Origin of the sequence: Terrabacter sp. LjRoot27, from assembly GCF_964254175.1 — a bacterium.
Lineage (GTDB): Bacteria > Actinomycetota > Actinomycetes > Actinomycetales > Dermatophilaceae > Terrabacter.
The window spans coordinates 42,892-61,270 of the sequence record NZ_CAXUSS020000001.1 but is presented as its reverse complement, the minus strand read 5'-3'; the positions used below and the strand labels follow the sequence as shown (position 1 = coordinate 61,270).

The window sequence follows — 18,379 nt, the reverse complement described above, 5'->3', positions numbered from 1 at the left end:
GACACCGCCCGCCCTCACTGCGCGGTCTCGCACTGCACGTCGGACCCCGGAGAGGCCTGGCCGGAGCGGGCCACGACGACCGTGGCGCACACCTTGGTCCCCTTCGGGGCCTTGACCGTGTAGGTCCTGGCCGTGACGGAGACGAGCTTGGCCCGCTCCGGGTTCCCGGCGTCGGACGGCGTCGGTCCGTAGGACACCCGGAAGGTGTCCTTCTTCGAGGGCTGCGGGTAGCTCCACGTGAAGCTGACGCTGCCCTGACCGGACCTCGCCGAGATGGTCGGCTTCTCGAAGACACCGTCGCCGATGGCACTGTCGTCACCCGGCATCGAGACGGTGGCGCTCGGTGTGGGCGTCGCCGGGGTCGGGTCGCCGGACCCCGATCGGAGCAGGAGGAAGACGACGAGACCGACGAGGACGACGACACCGGCGGCCAGGCCCCAGAGCACTGCCGGCTTCGCGAGCGGAGACGTCGATGCCGGCGCGGCAGCCGGAAGGGCCTGTGTCCCGGGCGCGCTCGCGGCGCGGCGGACCGTCGCCTCCTCGGCCGAGTCCGCCCCGAGCGGCGCGGTCTGGCTCCTGACCGGATCGGTCACGGCGGCCGGGCGGACCGGAGCGGCCGCGGCCGGGCGGCTCGGGCTCGGCATCGGGGCCGGCGACCAGCGCTGCGCCCCGGCCTCCGAGCGGCGTCGCGTCTCGTCGTCGAGCATCGTCGGCGACGGACCGACGGGCTGCGCGACCACGGTCTGCGGCGCCTTGATGCGCGTCCGGTCGTCGTCGTCACCGCCCCGGCCGGTCGGTGAGCCCTGGGTCTGGCTGACGAGGGTCGTGTGGCCCTGCTCGTCGAGGACGACGATGGGCGTGCGGTTGAGACGCTGCTGCTGCTCGACCGCCTGCAGCGCCCGGGCGAACTCCAGGGCCGAGGCCGGTCGGTGCGCGGGGTCCTTGGCCATCGCCTGGGCCAGCAGGCGCTCGAGGCCGGCCGGCACGTCCTGGCGACCCGTCGCGGGCGGCGCCGTGCTGCGGATCCGCGGCATCAACGCGTACGCCGAGTTGTCGCCGCCCGGGATCTCGAAGGGCGAACGGCCCACGAGCAGCTGCCAGAGCGTCGCGGCGAGCGAGTAGACGTCGGAGCGCTCGTCGCCGTTGCTCTGGCCGTAGAGCACCTCCGGCGGAGCCCACGGCACCGAGACGCCGACGTCGTCGGTGGTCTCGGCCTCGACGTCACCCTCGCGGGCGCCGCGACCGGCGATGCCGAAGTCGGTCAGGCCAGGGGCGCCGTAGGCGCTGATGAGGACGTTGGCCGGCTTGATGTCACGGTGCGTGATGCGGGCGCGGTGCGCCGTCTCGACGGCACTCGCGAGCTGGATGCCGGTGCGCAGGACGTCCTCGACCGAGAAGCGCTCGGCGCGGGCCCGCATCGCCAGGTTGGGCGGCGGGTAGTACTTCATGACGAGGTAGGGACGGCCGTCGTCGGAGGCACCGGAACGGAAGACCTGCACGATGTACGGGTGGTCGCCGAGGGCGGCCATGGTGTCGGCCTCCTCGACGAACTGCTGGCGCAGCGCGTCGGTCAGGCCCTCGGACTTGAGCACCTTGACCGCGACCGGCATGCGGGGGCTCTGCTGCTCGTAGAGGAAGACGTCGGCGTACCCGCCCGAGCCGAGCGGCTGGACGAAGACGAGGCCCGGGATCTTCGGGGGCGCGCCCTTCTTCACGAGACACCCCCGTCCGCGGCCGGCAGGTGGTCGGGCGTGCGCGTCACGACGCCGCCTCGAAGGTGAAGGAGACCTCGTCGGCCATGGACACGAGCGACCCGGGCTCGAGCACCTGCTGGTCGTTGGCGCGCAGGCGGAGCGGGCTCTCGCCCGGCAGCGTCACCGTCGTGCCGTTCGTCGTGCCGAGGTCACGGATGAGCACGTGCCAGCCCTCGAGGATGACCTCGACGTGGTTGCGCGAGACGTCGCGCTCGGGGCTCGGCACCTTGACGACGTGCGGTCGGTCGTGGACGGCCAGGCCGTCGCCGAGCTTGGGCGCCCGGCCGAGCAGCACGCTGCGGTCGAGGGTCACGACGTCGCCCGTCGAGAGGCGCAGCACGCCCAGCGGTGGGCGCGGCATGGTGAACGGCTCCTGGGGCGGGATGCTCGAGCCGCACACCCGGCAGCGGTCGCTGTGGGGCGGCGTCGGGTGACCGGTGGAGCAGAGGACGGCCAGGACGCTGGGGCCGGAGAAGGTCTGGTTCTGCGCGGCGTTGCGGGCCTCGAGCAGGGCGCTTCGGTCCACGGTCAGCTCCGTCTCGTCCTCGTCGGTCACGGCGCCGACGTCGAGGGTGGGAGCGGACGTGGGCGTGATCGGTTCCGCGACCGGGGTCGCCGGGGCGACCGGTGCGGCCGGGGATACGGCGCCGGGGAGCGAGATGGGCACGTCGAAGGTCGGCTCCGCGGGCGGCTGGGCCGTGCCGGAGTATGCCGTCGGCGTCGAGGGCGTGGCAGGCGGGCGTGGGGGGCTCGCGGGCACCGAGGTGGGTGCCGGAGTCGGCGCGGGGCCGGTGGTCGCCGGTGGTGGTCCGGTCGAGATGAGCGGAGTCGCCTCGGGCGCACGGACGCCGGGCGGCGGGGTGTTCATGGGAGGCAGCAGGCTCGGGGCGGGCGGCGGCGTGTGCCGACCCGAGAACGTCGGGACCTGTGGCTCCGGCTCGGGCTTGGGGACCTCTGCGGCCGGGGTCGAACGGGCCCACGGCACCGAGGAGATGAGACCGCCCTCGGGCACGACGGGGGCCGAGGGGATCGGTCGCGCCGGCACCTCGGGCGCGGGGGCCTCGTTCGTGACCGCGACGTCGGACGCGTCGGCGACGGCGGGGACGGACGGGCCCGGCAGGTGGTCGTCCTCGTCGTGCCCGGTCTCGTCGTCGTCGGGCCGGGTCAGCGACGCGAGCACCTTGCGGTGCTCGTCGGCGGCCGTGGTGTGCCCGAAGAGGTAGTCGTAGCTCGGCGGTGCGGCGGGCTGGTCGTCGTCCGCGTCGTCCGCGTCGTCGGTCCCGGCGGGGTCGGCCGAGGGGACCGGCGGACGGCCTTGGCCGGACGCGGCCGGCGCCGATGGTGCCGGGGACGGCGGGGACGCGGGGTCCGCGTCGAGCACCGGGCGGGCCGACCACGTCGAGTCGACGTCACGGGGTGCCGCGACGGGCAGGTCGTCGGCCACGGGTGCCGCGGGTGCCGCGGGTGCCGTCGGTGCCGTCGGTGCGGCTGCTGCGGCCGGTGCCGCGGCTGCTGCCGGCGTCGGCGCGGGTGACGCCGGGGGCGCCTGGACCGCGGGCTCTGGTGACGCCGGCACCGCAGCCGTGGGCTCCGGCGACGCGGGAGCCGAGGGCTCCGCGCGCCCCGGCTCCGGTGCGGCCTCGTCGCGGACGGGGGCCGGCGGCGGCGCCCCGCCGGACGCGTCGGCCTCGCCGCTCACGCCTCCACTGGTCTGCGGCGTGGCACGCACGGGCACGGCAGGGGTGACCGACGTCCACGGGCGGAGCGCAGGCACCGGAGCGGCAGGAGGCTCGGGTGCCACGGACTCGGCCGCCCGCGGCTGTTCGGGCTGCACGTCCGAATCTGCCTGTGCCACAAGCGCCTTCGCGTCGGTGCCATCGGACCTCGTTGTGGCAGAGCTGGACTCGATTCCACGCGCACCATCGTCGGAGGTCGTGGACGCGGAGTCGTCCCGGACCCAGCTGCGTCCCCACGGCGACCGGCTCGGGCCGTCCTGCGCGTCCGGGCGATCCGTCGACGTACCGCCGTCGGCCATGGATGCGGCGAAGGTCGGGATGCCGCCGGACGGGGTGGCGCCGTCAGGCACGGGCACCGAGTCGGACGCGGCGGCCGCTTCGGGCCGGGCCTCCGACCGGGCCTCCGACCGGGCCTCCGAGTGGGCCTCCGTCACCGGTGCGTCCAGGGCGCTCGTGGTCGGGGCGGACTGCGGAGTGGTCTCGGTGGCCGGGGTCGCCTCGGTGGGCTCGGTGGGCTCGGTGGGCTCGGTGCGCTCGGTGGGCTCGGTGCGCTCGGTGGGCTCGGTGCGCTCGGTGGGCTCGTCGGGCACCGCGACCGGCGCCGCCTCGTCGCCGGCACCTGCCACTGCTCCGGCACGCGCGGAGGGCGGTCCGGCCGTCAGGCCCTGGGGCGGTACGGGCTGGGCGCGCTCGGACTCCTCGAGCACCCGCAGCACGACCCGGTCCGGGTGGTCGGGCAGCTCGAGGTCGGTCCAGACCTTGCTGCTCGTGGCGCGCACGTCGTGCTCGCTGCCGTCGGCGAGCGTCACGACGGCCGACACCGGGCCGAAGGCGACGATGCGGGTGCGGGGCTGCCAGTGGACGCCGACGAAGTGGTGCGCCTTGCGCATCCCACCGGCCGTCAGCACCTCGACGACGTCGTCGATGTCACCGCCGTCGGCCGCGTCGCTCGCGGCGATGGTGCGCTCGTCGTCCTCGTCGAGGCCGATGAGCAGGTGCATGCCGGGGCCCCCGATGTGCGTCCAGCCTTCGGGGGCCCGGTCGACCACAACGGACGGGCCACTCACGTCTACGACCTGCTCTCCCCTGATGAGCCGTTCACGTTCTCGCGCGGGGTCGTGTCCTCGTCGACGTCGGAGTCGGAGTCCTCGCCCTGCACCGCGACGACGATAGCAGTGACGTTGTCGCGTCCACCGGCTTCGACACCACGGCGCACGAGCTCGTTCGCGGCGGCGGCGGCGTCGGGGTGCTCGGCGAGGACGGCCTCGATCTCCTCGCGGGTCAGCTCGTTGGACAGGCCGTCGGAGCAGATGACGAAGACCTCGCCCGGGTAGGGCGGGAAGACCCACGTGTCGACGACGCCCATCGGGTCGCGCCCGAGCGACCGCGTGACGACGTTGCGTCCCGGGTGCCGGTGCGCCTGCTCGGGCGTGATGAGGCCACGCTCGACGAGCTCCCAGACCTCCGAGTGGTCGACGGTCACCTGGGAGAGCCGGCCGTCCAGGCAGCGGTAGACCCGGGAGTCGCCGATGTTGAAGACCGCCCAGTGGCGGGAGCCGCCGACGGACACGAGGGCGAGGCCGGCGACGGTGGTGCCCATGCCGGTCTGCTCCGGGTGCCGGGCCGCGGACGCGAGGATGCGGCGGTTGGCCTCGCCGACCTGGGCGACGATGTCGCGCACCTGGACGACGGGTCGGTCGGCGAGCTCGGCGACGGTCTCGGCGGCGATGCGGCTCGCGACCTCACCGGCAGCGTGGCCACCCATGCCGTCGGCGACGACGTAGACGGTGCCCCGGGTGCAGGCCGAGTCCTCGTTGTGCGCTCGGACGCGACCCACGTCGGTCGCCAGGCCCGCCGCGATGGCCGGGAGGGTCGTGCTCATGCGTCGGCGTCCGTCCCGGCGTCGGCGCCGGCATCGACAGCAGCGCCCCACGGCGTGACGCGCACGGTCGTCAGCACCTGGCGGATGAGCTCGTAGTCGGCCACGGCATCGGCGCCGCCGACGGCACCGGTCAGCTGGACGAGGTGCGCGGGGGCGTCGGACGGCCCCGAGGCACCGCACGTCACGAGATGGAAGAGGTTGGCCTGCAGGACGGTCTCGACGTCGTCGTCGGGCCAGGTCGCGTCGCACCCGACGAACTGGGCGCCACCGAGGTCGGCGGCATACGGCTCGGAGACGGCGCCGCCCCGCGAGGTGGCGAGGGAGGCGATCTGCTCGAGGGAGTCCTCGATGCGGAAGGACGGCCCGCACTGCTCGATGGTGACGACGACGTTGGGCGCGAACGCACCCTCGCGCGGGAGCCGGGCCGCCATCGTGGTGCCCGGTGCGTGCGCGGGCTCCCATCCCTCCGGCACCTCGAGGGCCACCGACGGCTGGCCCGGGAAGTCGGCGCTCGGGTAGGCGAGGGTGCTCATGGGCTCGTTCCTTTCGGTCGTTCCCGCAGGGGTCGGGGACGGCGCGGTCAGTCAATCATTCACGAGGTGCCGTGTCAGATCGGGCGACGCACCCGTCCCGGCGGCGATGGCTCGCGGGAACGAGGTCCCGTCGAGCGTACGACGGCGTCGCCGGGCGTCGCGATGGGGAGAACTCCCCACGGCGGCCGTGCGGCCGTGCCGCTGTGGTCGACCGACCCGACCGTCAGTCCACCGACTCGCGCGCGGACCACCAGGCGAGCAGCTTCTCGCGGGCGGCGTCCTTGCCGATCGGTCCGTCGTCGAGGCGGACCGACAGGAGGAAGTCGTAGGCCTCGCCCAGCACCGGCCCGGGACGGATCGCCAGCGTCTCGGCGATCTCGTTGCCGTTGAGCTCGGGGCGGACGCTCGCCAGCTCCTCCTCGGCGGCGAGGCGCTCGATGCGCTTCTCGAGGTCGTCGTAGGCCCGCGACAGCCGCTGGGCCTTGCGGGCGTTGCGCGTCGTGCAGTCCGAGCGCGTCAACCGGTGCAGCCGCGTCAGCAGGGGTCCGGCGTCGTTGACGTAGCGCCGGACAGCCGAGTCGGTCCACTGTCCGTCGCCGTAGCCGTGGAAGCGCAGGTGCAGCTCGACGAGGCGGGCGACCTGCTTGGTCGTGTCCTTGTCGAAGCGCATCGCCTTCATCCGCCTGCTCGCGAGCTTGGCGCCGACGAGCTCGTGGTGGTGGAAGGAGACCCCGCCGCCGTCCTCGAAGCGCCGGGTGGCGGGCTTGCCGATGTCGTGGAGCAGCGCGGCGAGACGCAGGACGAGGTCGGGGCCCGGCACCGACTCCGGCGGGCCGTCGGCGGGGCCCTCGAGGTCCATCGCCTGCTCGAGGACGATGAGCGAGTGGTCGTAGACGTCCTTGTGGCGGTGGTGCTCGTCGAGCTCGAGACGCAGCGCGGGCAGCTCGGGCAGGAAGACGTCGGCGAGGCCGGTGTCGACGAGGAGCGTCAGGCCGAGCCGCGGCCGGGGCGACAGGAGCAGCTTGACGAACTCGTCGCGGACCCGCTCCGCCGAGATGATCGAGAGGGTCCCGGCGCGCTCGACCATGGCGGCCCGCACCTCGGGCGCGACGTCGAAGCCGAGCTGGGAGGCGAAGCGCGCGGCCCGCATCATCCGCAGCGGGTCGTCGGCGAAGGACTCCTCGGGCGCGGCAGGTGTCATGAGCCGCTGCCGGACGAGGTCGGACAGGCCGCCGTGGACGTCGACGAACTCGAGGCTCGGCAGCCGGATCGCCATGGCGTTGACGGTGAAGTCGCGCCGGACGAGGTCGCCCTCGAGGCTGTCGCCGAACATCACCTCGGGCTTGCGCGACGTGCGGTCGTAGGTGTCGGCGCGGTAGGTCGTGATCTCGATGACGTGCGAGCCCTTGCGCAGCCCGATGGTGCCGAACTCGCGACCGATGTCCCAGTGGGCGTCGGCCCAGCCGACGACGATCGCCAGGATGTCGTCGGGGCGGGCGTCCGAGGTGAGGTCGAGGTCGGGCGAGACGCGCCCGAGGAAGGCGTCTCGGACCGGCCCGCCGACGAGCGCCAGCTCGTGCCCGGCGGCGGCGAACCGCTCCCCCAGCTCGGTGAGCATCGGCAGGACGGGTGCGAGCCGGGCGACGGCGGCCCGCAGAAGCGGGAGTCCGGCGTCGGCCGGCTCGTGGCCGTCGGCGGGAGGCGTGTCGGGTCGGTCTGGCACGCGACCAGCCTAGTGAGCGTTCGCCCGGGTCCTGACCGCCCGCATGCGCAGGGGTGGGCGCGCGCACCCACGCGCGAGGGAGACGACCGGCACCCGACCCGGACCGCCGGTCGGCACCGCTCGCGTGCGGGTCTCCGCGACGACGAGAGCGGTCCGGGCCCCGCCCGTTATGGTGGCGATGTGAGCGCGCAGCCCGTCCCCAGCCCCGTGCCGGGGAGGCGTCTGCCCGCCGTCGAGGAGCGCTCTGCGGGCGGCATCGTCGTGGACGTCCAGGAGGGTCTGGCCCTCATCGCGATCATCGCCCGGCGCAACCGTGCGGGGCGCGTCGAGTGGTGCCTGCCCAAGGGGCACGTCGAGCCGGGCGAGACGCTCGTCGAGACGGCCGCCCGCGAGGTGGCCGAGGAGACCGGGATCGTCGGCCGCGTGCTCGTCGAGCTCGGCACCATCGACTACTGGTTCGCGACGACCGACAAGCGCGTCCACAAGTTCGTGCACCACTACCTTCTCGAGGCCACGGGCGGTGAGCTCTCCATCGAGAACGACCCCGACCACGAGGCCATCGACGTCGCGTGGATGCGGCTCGACGAGGTGCACCGCAGGCTCACCTTCCCCAACGAGCGCCGCATCGCGCAGGCGGCGTGGAACCGGCTGGCGGGGACGGCGTGATCCTTCGAGGGTCGCGGCGTCCGGACACGAGCGGGCGCCGCGGGACCCGCCTCGTGCGCCGCCTGACCGCCACGGCGACCACCCTGGTGGCGCTGGGGATGACGGCCGGCGGTGCCCTGGCGAGCGCCGCGCCGTCCGCCGCCGTGCCGAGCACGTATGCCGCCGGGCCCGGCTCGTCCACCGCCCACCGACCCGCCGTGGTGCCCGCCAAGGACGTCGCCGTCATCGTGCTCGAGACGCTGACGCCCGCCGTGGTCGGCCCGGGCAAGGACGTCACGATCACCGGCACGGTGACGGCGCCGCTGACCGGACCGCTCTCGGGTCCGGAGGTCCGGGTCGTGCGCGGCGACGTGACGGTCAACCAGCGCAGCGCCCTCGACGACTGGGCCAGCGGCCGCACGGACACCTCCGGGCGCACCGTCGACACGACGTCCCTGGCCACGGTGGCCGCAGGCCAGACGCGGCCTTTCACCGCGACGGTCCCGTGGGAGCGGCTGAGGTCCGACGACGCGTTCGCGGCGCTGCCGATCTCCGTCGAGGTCGTCCAGGAGGGTGCGAGCGAGCCCACCGGGATGACGCGGACCTTCATCGCCTGGAACGGCCGCAAGGAGTACGTCCCGCTCAAGGTCGCGACCGTCGTGCCCGTGACGCTCGACCCCGACGTCGACCTCGCCTCGCGTGACGACGCGGTGCGGCAGTCGGCCTGGGAGCAGGCCATCGGTCCCGACTCGCGCGTGTCCCGCATCCTCGAGGGCACTCGCGGCACGCCGGTCGACCTCGCCGTCGACCCGTCCGTGCTCGGTCCCGACCTCGTCGCCGACTCCGGCACGACCGGCCCCACGCCGACCGGGACGTCCACACCCGGCGGCACCGGCACGACCACGTCGCCGTCGGCCACCTCCGGCACCCCCTCCCCGTCCACGACCGGCACCCCGGGCGCCACGGGCACCCCCGCGCCGGGGTCCGCCACGAGCGCCCCGGCCCCCGGCGGCACGACACCCACCCCGGCGGCCACTCCGTCCACCACCACGTCTGCTCCACCCGGCGGCACCCCGTCGGAGGCCACGCTCGCCATCGCGCGCCTGGGCGACGCGGTCGTCGCGCAGCTGAGCGGCCGCAGCGTCTGGGCCCTGCCGTACGCCGATGCCGACATCGCCGCCACCGTCGGCATCGACCCGGCGAACTCCCTCGTGCGCGACCTCGTCAGCCGGGCCTCCACCCTCGCGGCCCGCCTGGGACAGCCGGCGCGGGCCGACATCGTCTGGCCCGTCGACGGGCTGATGCCGGCCGGGCGCGAGCAGGGCATCAAGACGCTCCTGTCCGGCACGACGGTCAAGAAGCCCGCCGGGATCGTCGTCAGCGCGCCCGCGGTGACGAAGGCAACGGCATACACCCCGACCGCGCGGCGGGTCACGGCGAGCGGGACCCGGCTGCTCGCGTACGACACGCGCCTGTCCGCCCTATTGCCCAAGCGCACCGACGCCAGCCCCGTCCTGTCGGTGCAGCGCTACCTCGCCGAGACGCTCGTGCTGCTCGGCGAGCGCGCCGGCACGCCGCGCTCCGTGCTCGTCACGGCTCCGCGTACCTACGACCCCGACGCCGCGGGCCTCGCGACGTTCCTCTCCGCCACCTCGAGCGCGCCGTGGCTCCAGACCGTCGATGCCGCGTCACTGCTCACCGACAGCGGCAACGACAAGGCCGTGCCACAGACGAAGCCGGTCGTCCCCGTCGCCTCGGCCGCGCCGAGGCCCGTGCTGAACGCTCGCCGCCTCGCGCGGATGGCCGAGCAGCGCGACACGCTCCTCAGCGTCTCGTCGGTGCTGCGCGACGGGGAGGAGTTCGAGCGCACCTACCGCGAGGTGCTCGACGAGCTCGCGAGCGCGCGGTGGCGCTGGAACCCTGCCGGGTGGGTCACCCTGGCCAACTCCGTCGACGCCGACATCAAGGCCGCGACGAGCGCCATCCGCGTCGTGCCCCGCACGAGCACGATCAACCTGCTCGCCGAGAACGGCACGCTGCGCATCACCGTCGAGAACGGCCTCGACTACACCGTCGAGGACATCCGCCTGCGGCTCGTCCCGGACAACCCGCGCATCCGGATCGTCGAGCAGCCCGCCCCCGTGACCATCGGACCGTCGTCGCGCACCAACGTGCCCGTCGAGGTCGCCGCCGTGGCCGCCGGCCGCGCCGAGATCCGGGCCTTCCTCACGACCGCCGACGGCACCCAGATCGGCTCGCCCGCCACCATCCCGGTGGCCGCCAACCCGCTCGACGGCGCCATCTACTGGGTCGGCGGCATCCTCGTCGGGCTCGTCCTGCTGGCCGGCGTCATCCGCGCGGTCGTCAAGGGCACCTCGCGCGTCGACGAGATCGCCGACATCGAGGCCGTGACCGCGGCACACGAGGCGCTCGGCGATGCGGACGACGGGGATCGCACCTGAGTCCGCCTAGGATGGGTGGCGAGCCACGCATCCGCGCACGACATGACGAGGGAGGGTGACGCACGTGCAGGGAGTCGGACCCGGATCCGTCCTGGGCGGCCGCTACGCGGTCACGCTGCGCACCTCCGAGGGCGTCCACCACGAACGCTGGCGGGCCAACGACCACACCCTCGAGCGCGAGGTCGTGCTCGTCTGCTTCCCGGCCGGCTCGTCGGTCGCCGCCGCCGCTCTCGATGCCGCCCGCCGTGCCGCCGGCATCGAGGACTCCCGTCTCGTGCGGGTCCTCGACGTGGGCACCGACCAGGGCGTCGGCTTCATCGTCGAGGAGCCCCTGACCGGCGCCGTCCCGCTCTCGCACCTGCTGCAGAGCGGTGGCCTGTCACCCGACGAGGTGCGCCGCCTGACCGGCGAGGCCGCCACGGCCCTCGACAAGGCCACCCACCGCGGCCTGCACCACCTCGCCCTGACGCCGAGCTCGGTGCTGCGCATGTCCGACGGCGCCGTCAAGGTGCGCGGCCTCGCCACCGAGGCCGCCCTGACCGACGCCGACCGGCTCTCCGACGAGCGCGCGTCCCGCGCCGACGCCGTCGGGCTCGTCAAGATCGCGTATGCCGGCCTCACCGGTCGCTGGCCCATGGTGTCCGTCGACGACGGGCTGATTCCCGCGGGCGGTCCGGTGGGCCTCGAGGCGGCCCCGACCATCGTCGGCGGCGTGGCGGCCCCCTCCGAGATCGCCGTGGGCGTGCCCAACGACCTCGACCTCATCTGCCGGATGACCCTCGGCAGCGGCCGGCGCGGACCCGTGTCGCCGGGCGACCTCGCCCTCCAGATCGCGCCGTGGTCGAGCGAGCAGGCGACGTCCGACGGGGCCACCGGGATCGGCCTGCGCAGCCGGGACGACCGCGAGTCCCTCGAGCCGACGCGCGTCATGCCGTCGGTGCGCGCCGGGGCCGCAGGGGCTGCCGCGGTCGGCGCCGCCGGGGCTGCCGCGGCTGGTGCCGGGGCGGCCGGGACGACGTCGGTCGCGGGCGCCGGCAACCCGAGCCAGTCCAGCACGATCTTCTTCGACAGCGTCTCCGAGGCGCAGCTCGGGGAGACCCCGACCTCTCGCGACACCACCACCGAGCGGACCCACGGCGGCATCGCCGCGGCCGGAGCCGCTGCGGCCGGGGTGGCCGGTGCCATCGGCGACAAGGTCGGCTCGTTCGCCCGGGCCGCCGCCGACAAGGCCGCAGCCCGGGCCGCCGAGCGCCGCTCCGCCCACGACGACGACTTCGACGGCGAGGACATCGGCCTCGTCGACGCGCTCGACGAGGCCCCCACGACCCGTCTCGAGCCGCCGCTGCCGGTCTTCGGTCGCGAGGCCCCGGAGGCCCCGAGCGGCGCCCAGTCCCGCATCGCCCTCGCGATCGTCGGGGTGCTCGTGCTCGTCGCCCTCGTCATCGGCATCAGCAACGTCATGAAGATCGGCCAGCACGACGGTCCGGCGACCGCCGTCACCGTCACCAAGACGCGCACGCCGAGCGCCACCCAGCCTCCGGCCACGTCCACCCAGGCACCCCCGACGACGACCCAGGCGCCGCCGGCTGCGCCGGTCAGCATCGTCGGCGGCACGGGTTTCGACCCGCAGGACGGCACCGAGTCGGACCGCAACGTCAAGAACGTCGCCGACGGCGACCCGGGCACGGGCTGGGAGTCGCGCTGGTACGGCACGGCGTCCTTCAACGGCGACAAGGACGGCGTCGGGGTCCTGCTCGACCTCAGCGCGCCGACCGCCGTCAAGGAGGTCGAGCTCGTCCTTCCCGCCGAGCAGAACGTCACCGTCTACCTCACCGACTCCGGCTCGACCGACTCGCTCGACGGTGCCCAGAAGGTCGGCTCGGCCAAGAACGCCAACGGCACCGTCGTCATCAAGGCGAGCGGGGACCTCCAGCCCGCCAGCAAGCTCCTCGTCCTCGTCACGAAGGCGGCGCCCGCCGAGGCCGCGAACCACTACCGCGCGCAGATCAGCGAAGTGACGGTGCGCTGACCGTGAGCCCGGGGGTTGCCGCCCCGATCGCCGATCTGAGCGACCGGGAGCTGCTGGCACTGCACGTCGACGGCGACGACCATGCCTTCGCCGAGCTGTTCCGACGCCACAAGGACCGGATGTGGGCCGTCGCGCTGCGCACGGTCCGCGACCCCGAGCTCGCTGCCGACGCCGTCCAGGACGGCTTCATCGCAGCCTTCCGCCGGGCCGAGTCCTACCGCGGCGAGGCGGCCGTCACCACCTGGCTGCACCGCATCATCGTCAACGCCTGCCTCGACCGGCTGCGCCGGCGCAAGCCGACCGCCGAGCTGCCCGAGTACGAGCTCGCCGACCGGCACGACCACCACGCCTCCACCGAGGTGCGCCTCGACATCCAGGAGGCCCTCGCCAAGCTTCCCGAAGGGCAGCGGGCGGCGCTCGTGCTCGTCGACATGCATGCGGTCCCCGTGGCGGAGGCGGCCGTCATCCTCGGCGTGGCCGAGGGGACCATCAAGTCGCGCTGCGCGCGCGGCCGCGCTGCCCTGGCCCAGCATCTGGGGCTGACGCCGGGCGTCCGGCCGGTCGAGCAGGACTGACCACGGTCCGCGCCCGACCCCACGGGGTACGGGAGGCTGGGGACCGGTCGAGCCGAGCGCTCGCCGGGTCGCCACCCGGGCACCGGCCGAAGAATGGTTGAATCCGGTGGAACCCGACGGCCACAGGGGGCCGTCGAAACCACGGCGACCGGCATACCCCTGCCTGCCCGTACGACCACCGCACGCTCTGCCCGAAGGACCACATCCGTGGACGAGTCCGCGAACACCCCTGAGCACGACCCTCGCGTCCGCGACCCCGACGGGCGTGCGGCGAGCGAGCCGACACCGGTCATCCCGGCCGTCCACCCGGCCGTCGACCCCGATCACGAGATCGAGGACGACGGCCCCCTGCCCCAGCTCGATGCGGACGTCGAGCAGCGGGTGCGGTCCCTGCTCGTCAGCGCGGCCGACCCGGGACCGATGCCTGACGAGGTCTCCGAACGCATCTCGGGCGCCCTGCTCGACGCGGCGCGGCTGCGCGTCGACCCCGGGCCGCTGTCCGCCTCCGCCTCCGGCCCGGACATGGCCGCCACGGGAGGTGGGGGCGCTGCCGCAGACGGCACCGTCCTCGCGATGCCCGCGCGGCGCGACCGTCCCAAGCCGATCTACCTCGTCGCCGCCGTCGCCGCCGCGGCGGCCGTCGTCGCCGTGGGCGCCTCGGCCCTGCACGTGACCAAGCGACCCAACGGCGCCGCGGTCGTCGGCGACACGTACGGCTCGGGCGCCGCCACCTCCCCGTCCAGCCAGCCGTCGGGCCAGCCGTCGGGCCAGCCGTCCAGCCCCGCCGGGCTGCACATCCAGCTCAGCACGACGGCATACACCGCCGGCACGCTCGCCACGCAGGCCCGGGCCCTGCTCGACGACCCCGGCCAGCCGCTCCGCGACCTCGCGGCGGAGTCACCCGCCATCGGGCCCATCGCCACGCCCATCGGCCTCGAGGCCTGCCTCGAGGAGATCGGCGCGATCGGTGCGACCGACCCGGCCCCCGAAGGAGTCTCCGCGGACCTGGCGACGTTCGACGGGCGACCTGCCGTCGTCGTCGTCGTCACCCGGGCCGGGGCCAGCACCGCCTGGGCCGTCGAGCGCAGCTGCACGACCGGCGCCCCCGGGCTGCTCAAGGGCGCCACGCCCGTCCCGTGAGCCCCACGAGGGCGCTGGAACCACGCGTGGTCCCGCCACACGGGCGCTGCCCTGCGGGCTGACGGGCGCGGGAACAACAACCGCCTAGGATCGGTTGAGGCCTATGCGGCTCGCGGCCTCCCGCCGTACCGGTTCGCGCCGGTCTCGGGGTGGGGACGAGCGGCCACGACACGAGTTTCACGAGGAGCAGCCCACATGTCCGACGTCCGCAACGTCATCATCATCGGTTCGGGCCCTGCGGGGTACACCGCCGCCGTCTACGCCGCCCGCGCGAACCTCGCGCCCCTCGTCTTCGAGGGCGCCGTCACCGCCGGTGGCGCACTGATGAACACGACCGAGGTCGAGAACTTCCCCGGCTTCAAGGACGGCATCATGGGCCCCGACCTCATGGACGGCATGCGCGCCCAGGCCGAACGCTTCGGCGCCGAGCTCGTCACCGACGACGTCACCGCCGTCGACCTGACCGGCGAGGTCAAGACCGTCACCGACGGCGAGGGCAACCTCCACCGCGCCCGCTCGGTCATCCTCGCGATGGGCTCGGCCTACCGCGAGCTCGGCCTGCCCCGCGAGAAGGAGCTCTCCGGCCACGGCGTCTCCTGGTGCGCCACCTGCGACGGCTTCTTCTTCCGCGACCAGGACATCGCCGTCGTCGGCGGCGGCGACTCCGCCATCGAGGAGGCCACCTTCCTGACGAAGTTCGCCCGCACCGTCACGATCATCCACCGCCGCGAAGAGCTGCGCGCCAGCAAGATCATGGCCGACCGCGCCTTCGCCAACGACAAGATCCGCTTCGCCTGGAACTCCGAGGTCGCCCAGCTCCACGGCGAGGACAAGCTCTCCGGCATCACACTGCGCGACACCGTCACCGGCGAGACCCGCGACCTCGCCGTCACCGGGCTCTTCGTCGCCATCGGCCACGACCCCCGCAACGAGCTCCTCGTCCCCACCCACGACACCGACGACACCCACGGCACCGACGGCGAGTCCGTCGCGCTCGACGACGCCGGCTACGTCCTCGTCGACGGCCGCTCCACCCGCACCAACGTGCCCGGCGTCTTCGCCTGCGGCGACCTCGTCGACCACACCTACCGCCAGGCCATCACCGCCGCCGGCTCCGGCTGCGCCGCCGCGCTCGACGCCGAGCACTACCTCGCCGCCCTCGAGGACACCGCCTCCCCCGCCCAGGCCGCCGCCGAGGCCGCGGTCATCGACGAGACGGACTCGGGCGAGATCCCCGACCCGCGCGTCACCGTCGGCGCCGACGCCTAACGTCGGTCCCGACACCCGAACGCACGACCCAGCCCCGCCGCCCCTGGCAACCCGAGCCAACACGAGAAGGAATCTCCATGGCACTGAAGAACACGACCGACGCCACCTTCGCCGACGACGTCCTCATGAGCGACAAGCCCGTGCTGGTCGACTTCTGGGCGACGTGGTGCGGCCCGTGCCGCAAGGTCGCCCCGATCCTCGAGGAGATCAACGAGCAGTACGGCGACAAGATCGAGGTCGTCAAGCTCGACACCGACGCCAACGTCGACACCGCCGCCCGCTACGGCGTCGTCTCGATCCCCACGCTCAACGTCTACGTCAAGGGCGAGGTCGTCAAGACGATCGTCGGCGCGCACCCGAAGCCGAAGCTGCTCCGTGAGCTCGAGGAGTTCATCGCCTGACCGGCAAACGTCGAAGGGGTGGTCCACCGTCACGGTGCCACCCCTTTCGCGTACTACGCTGCTGACGGCGCCCGACCGCTCCGGACTGACGCACAGCCACCCGCGACCCCTCCGGAGCCCTCCAAGGAAAGGAGCCGAGATGACCCCACAGCAGTCAGTCGTGCTCCGGCGCGGCGACTCCGGCCCGGCCGTGGCCGCCGTGTGCGAGCGGCTCGTCCTCTCGGGCGACCTCCCCGGAGGCTCCGGGCACAGCGACCGCTTCGGTGACCCCGTCTACGACGAGCACGTCGAGCAGGCCGTGAAGTCCTTCCAGCAGCGGCGGGGCCTCATCGTCGACGGCATCGTCGGCCGCTCCACGTATGCCGTCCTCGACGGTGCGCGCTGGGCGCTCGGTGACCGTGTGCTGCGCTACGTCCCCGAGCACTTCGTCGAGGGCGACGACGTCGTGGCCCTGCAGGCCCGCCTCGTCGAGCTCGGCTTCACGCCCGGCAAGGTCGACGGCCTCCACGGCCCGAGCACCGACTCCGCGCTGCGTGCCTTCCAGGCCGCCGTCGGGCTCGTCCCCGACGGCACCGTCGGACCCGAGACGATGCGGGCCTTCGCCGGCCTGCGGCGCTCGGTCAGCGGTGGGTCGGCCAACGCCCTGCGCGAGCGCGAGCAGATCCGGCGCAGTGGCTACAGCCTCAGCGGGCGCACCATCGTGCTCGACCCCGGACACGGCGGCGGCGACTCCGGAGCCCACGGCCTTCGCGGTCTCGTCGAGGGCCGTCTCGCGCTCGACCTCGCGCGTCGCATCGAGGGGCGCCTGTCCGCCCACGGTGTCAGCGTCGTCTTCACCCGCACCGAGGCCACCGACGGCGGCACCGACGAGGAGCGGGCGGCCTTCGCCAACTCCTGCGAGGCCGACCTCGTGCTCTCCCTCCACACCGACCACTCGGTCACCGGCTCGGCCCACGGGGCGGCGACGTACTTCTACGGCCACCCCGACAACGCCGCCCACGCAGACTGGTCGGTCATCGGCGAGAGCTTCGCCGACCTGCTGCTGCGCGAGGTCGTGGCCCGCACCGGACTGACCGACTGCCGCGCGCATGCGCGCACGTGGCCGCTGCTGCGCCGCACCCGGATGCCGGCGGTCCGCCTCGACTTCGGCTACCTCAACCACGACGGCGACGCCGCGGCCCTGGCCAACGCCCAGACGCTCGACCACGTCGCCGAGGCCGTCGTCGTCGCCCTCCAGCGCGTCTACCTCGGCGAGGCCGACACGTCACGCACCGGCGTCCTGCGCCTCGACGACCTCCGCCGCCACCTCGAGACGATGCGCGCGCAGCAGGTCGGGGCCGAGCGCACCGTCGGCTGACCCCTCGGTGCGTGCCCCTGCGGGGCTCAGCCGCGGTCGGTCACGTGCGCGTGGCTCGAGCCGTTGGGGTGCGTCTCGGGCACCGGCCGGACCCCCGGCACCCGGTCCAGCACCCGGGCGATGGCTGCCGCCGCCTCGTCGCGCAGCGTGACGACCGTGCGCAGGTCGATCCGCAGGCGGGGGTATGCCGGGTGGTCGCGCTCGACCCGGAAGCCGACCTTCTCGAGGAAGCCGACGTCGAGCACGCAGGTGTGCCTCGAGACCGCGAGCGGGCGCGCGGCCACCGCCTCGAGGGAGCGCATGCGGTGGCGCAGGGCGTCCTTGGCGGCCGACTGCACCAGGGCCTTGCGCAGTCCACTGCCCGCGCACTCGGGTGTCGTGATCGCGGTGACGAGCATGAGCGTCGACGGGTCGGACGGTGAGGTCGGGAAGGCCGCGAGCCGTGCGACGTGTCTCGCCGGTGCGACGACGACGTGCCCCGCCGGCGTGCCGTCGACGTAGGCGACGCGGCCCGGCGGACCCCAGTCGGCCGTCACCGTCTCGATCCAGTCGGTCAGCAGGTCGTGCGGGTCGTCCGGGTCGCCGTGGCCGTTGTGCGGCACCGTCTGCCAGAACGTGCACGGCGCGCACGCGCCGACGAGGTCGGGGACGAGGTCGGGCGTGAGGGGCCGGAGCTCACGCATCGTGTCTCCGGGCAGCCCTCATGCCCCCATTCTGACCCGCCGCCCGCCGGACGGCACCAGGACCACGGGAACCGCCGTGTCGAGGCCGTATCGAGGCCGTGTCGCGACCGTGTCTGGGCGGTGTCGAGGGGCGCGGGGCGGCGGCGGGCGCTCCCCGGGCCGGACGGCATACCGAATTAGGGTGGGGAGC

Annotated in this window: 14 protein-coding genes; 8 read left to right on the top strand and 6 right to left on the bottom strand. The window is 74.2% G+C overall.

The genetic code is table 11. The features are described from left to right. Positions 1-14: 14 nt before the first annotated feature. From ACSQ2D_RS00240 to ACSQ2D_RS00220, 5 genes are all read right to left on the bottom strand, one after another. On the bottom strand, positions 15-1,715 hold the full coding sequence (locus tag ACSQ2D_RS00240) for a protein kinase domain-containing protein (protein WP_435984009.1): 1,701 nt from the start codon (positions 1,713-1,715) through the stop codon (positions 15-17). A gap of 43 nt (positions 1,716-1,758) precedes the next feature. Continuing rightward, the gene (locus tag ACSQ2D_RS00235; protein ID WP_435984008.1) at positions 1,759-4,557 is read right to left on the bottom strand and encodes an FHA domain-containing protein; all 2,799 of its coding nucleotides are present in this window, start codon (positions 4,555-4,557) and stop codon (positions 1,759-1,761) included. Between the two features lie 2 nt (positions 4,558-4,559). Further along, on the bottom strand, positions 4,560-5,372 hold the full coding sequence (locus ACSQ2D_RS00230) for a PP2C family protein-serine/threonine phosphatase (protein ID WP_435984007.1): 813 nt from the start codon (positions 5,370-5,372) through the stop codon (positions 4,560-4,562). Continuing rightward, complete coding sequence (locus ACSQ2D_RS00225; protein ID WP_435984006.1) at positions 5,369-5,905, bottom strand: hypothetical protein; 537 nt, start codon at positions 5,903-5,905, stop codon at positions 5,369-5,371. Before ACSQ2D_RS00225 ends, ACSQ2D_RS00230 begins: the two co-directional genes overlap by 4 nt. A gap of 223 nt (positions 5,906-6,128) precedes the next feature. After that, positions 6,129-7,628, bottom strand: a complete 1,500-nt coding sequence (locus ACSQ2D_RS00220) for a CCA tRNA nucleotidyltransferase (protein WP_435984005.1) — start codon at positions 7,626-7,628, stop codon at positions 6,129-6,131. Between the two features lie 180 nt (positions 7,629-7,808). Here ACSQ2D_RS00220 and ACSQ2D_RS00215 point away from each other — a divergent pair, with 180 nt between their 5' ends. The 8 genes from ACSQ2D_RS00215 to ACSQ2D_RS00180 all read left to right on the top strand — a co-directional run bounded on the left by ACSQ2D_RS00215 (position 7,809) and on the right by ACSQ2D_RS00180 (position 17,506). Next, on the top strand, positions 7,809-8,294 hold the full coding sequence (locus ACSQ2D_RS00215; protein ID WP_435984004.1) for an NUDIX hydrolase: 486 nt from the start codon (positions 7,809-7,811) through the stop codon (positions 8,292-8,294). A 53-nt stretch (positions 8,295-8,347) separates the two neighbouring features. Next, complete coding sequence (locus tag ACSQ2D_RS00210; RefSeq protein WP_435984003.1) at positions 8,348-10,735, top strand: DUF6049 family protein; 2,388 nt, start codon at positions 8,348-8,350, stop codon at positions 10,733-10,735. A gap of 64 nt (positions 10,736-10,799) precedes the next feature. Then, positions 10,800-12,764, top strand: a complete 1,965-nt coding sequence (locus tag ACSQ2D_RS00205; protein WP_435984002.1) for a hypothetical protein — start codon at positions 10,800-10,802, stop codon at positions 12,762-12,764. Between the two features lie 2 nt (positions 12,765-12,766). After that, positions 12,767-13,339 (top strand): RNA polymerase sigma factor SigM, encoded by a 573-nt coding sequence (gene sigM / locus ACSQ2D_RS00200; protein WP_435984001.1) that lies wholly within the window; start codon positions 12,767-12,769, stop codon positions 13,337-13,339. A 207-nt stretch (positions 13,340-13,546) separates the two neighbouring features. Continuing rightward, a complete protein-coding gene (locus ACSQ2D_RS00195) occupies positions 13,547-14,479 on the top strand; it encodes a hypothetical protein (protein ID WP_435984000.1) in 933 nt (310 codons plus the stop codon). A gap of 195 nt (positions 14,480-14,674) precedes the next feature. Next, positions 14,675-15,748 (top strand): thioredoxin-disulfide reductase, encoded by a 1,074-nt coding sequence (trxB, locus tag ACSQ2D_RS00190; protein ID WP_435983999.1) that lies wholly within the window; start codon positions 14,675-14,677, stop codon positions 15,746-15,748. 77 nt (positions 15,749-15,825) lie between these two features. Continuing rightward, positions 15,826-16,149, top strand: coding sequence for a thioredoxin (gene trxA, locus ACSQ2D_RS00185; protein ID WP_020141635.1), 324 nt, complete (start codon positions 15,826-15,828; stop codon positions 16,147-16,149). A gap of 139 nt (positions 16,150-16,288) precedes the next feature. Next, positions 16,289-17,506 (top strand): N-acetylmuramoyl-L-alanine amidase, encoded by a 1,218-nt coding sequence (locus ACSQ2D_RS00180; RefSeq protein ID WP_435983998.1) that lies wholly within the window; start codon positions 16,289-16,291, stop codon positions 17,504-17,506. Between the two features lie 26 nt (positions 17,507-17,532). Here ACSQ2D_RS00180 and ACSQ2D_RS00175 read toward each other — a convergent pair whose 3' ends face one another. Beyond that, the gene (locus ACSQ2D_RS00175; RefSeq protein WP_435983997.1) at positions 17,533-18,189 is read right to left on the bottom strand and encodes a GNAT family N-acetyltransferase; all 657 of its coding nucleotides are present in this window, start codon (positions 18,187-18,189) and stop codon (positions 17,533-17,535) included. Positions 18,190-18,379 lie beyond the last annotated feature (190 nt).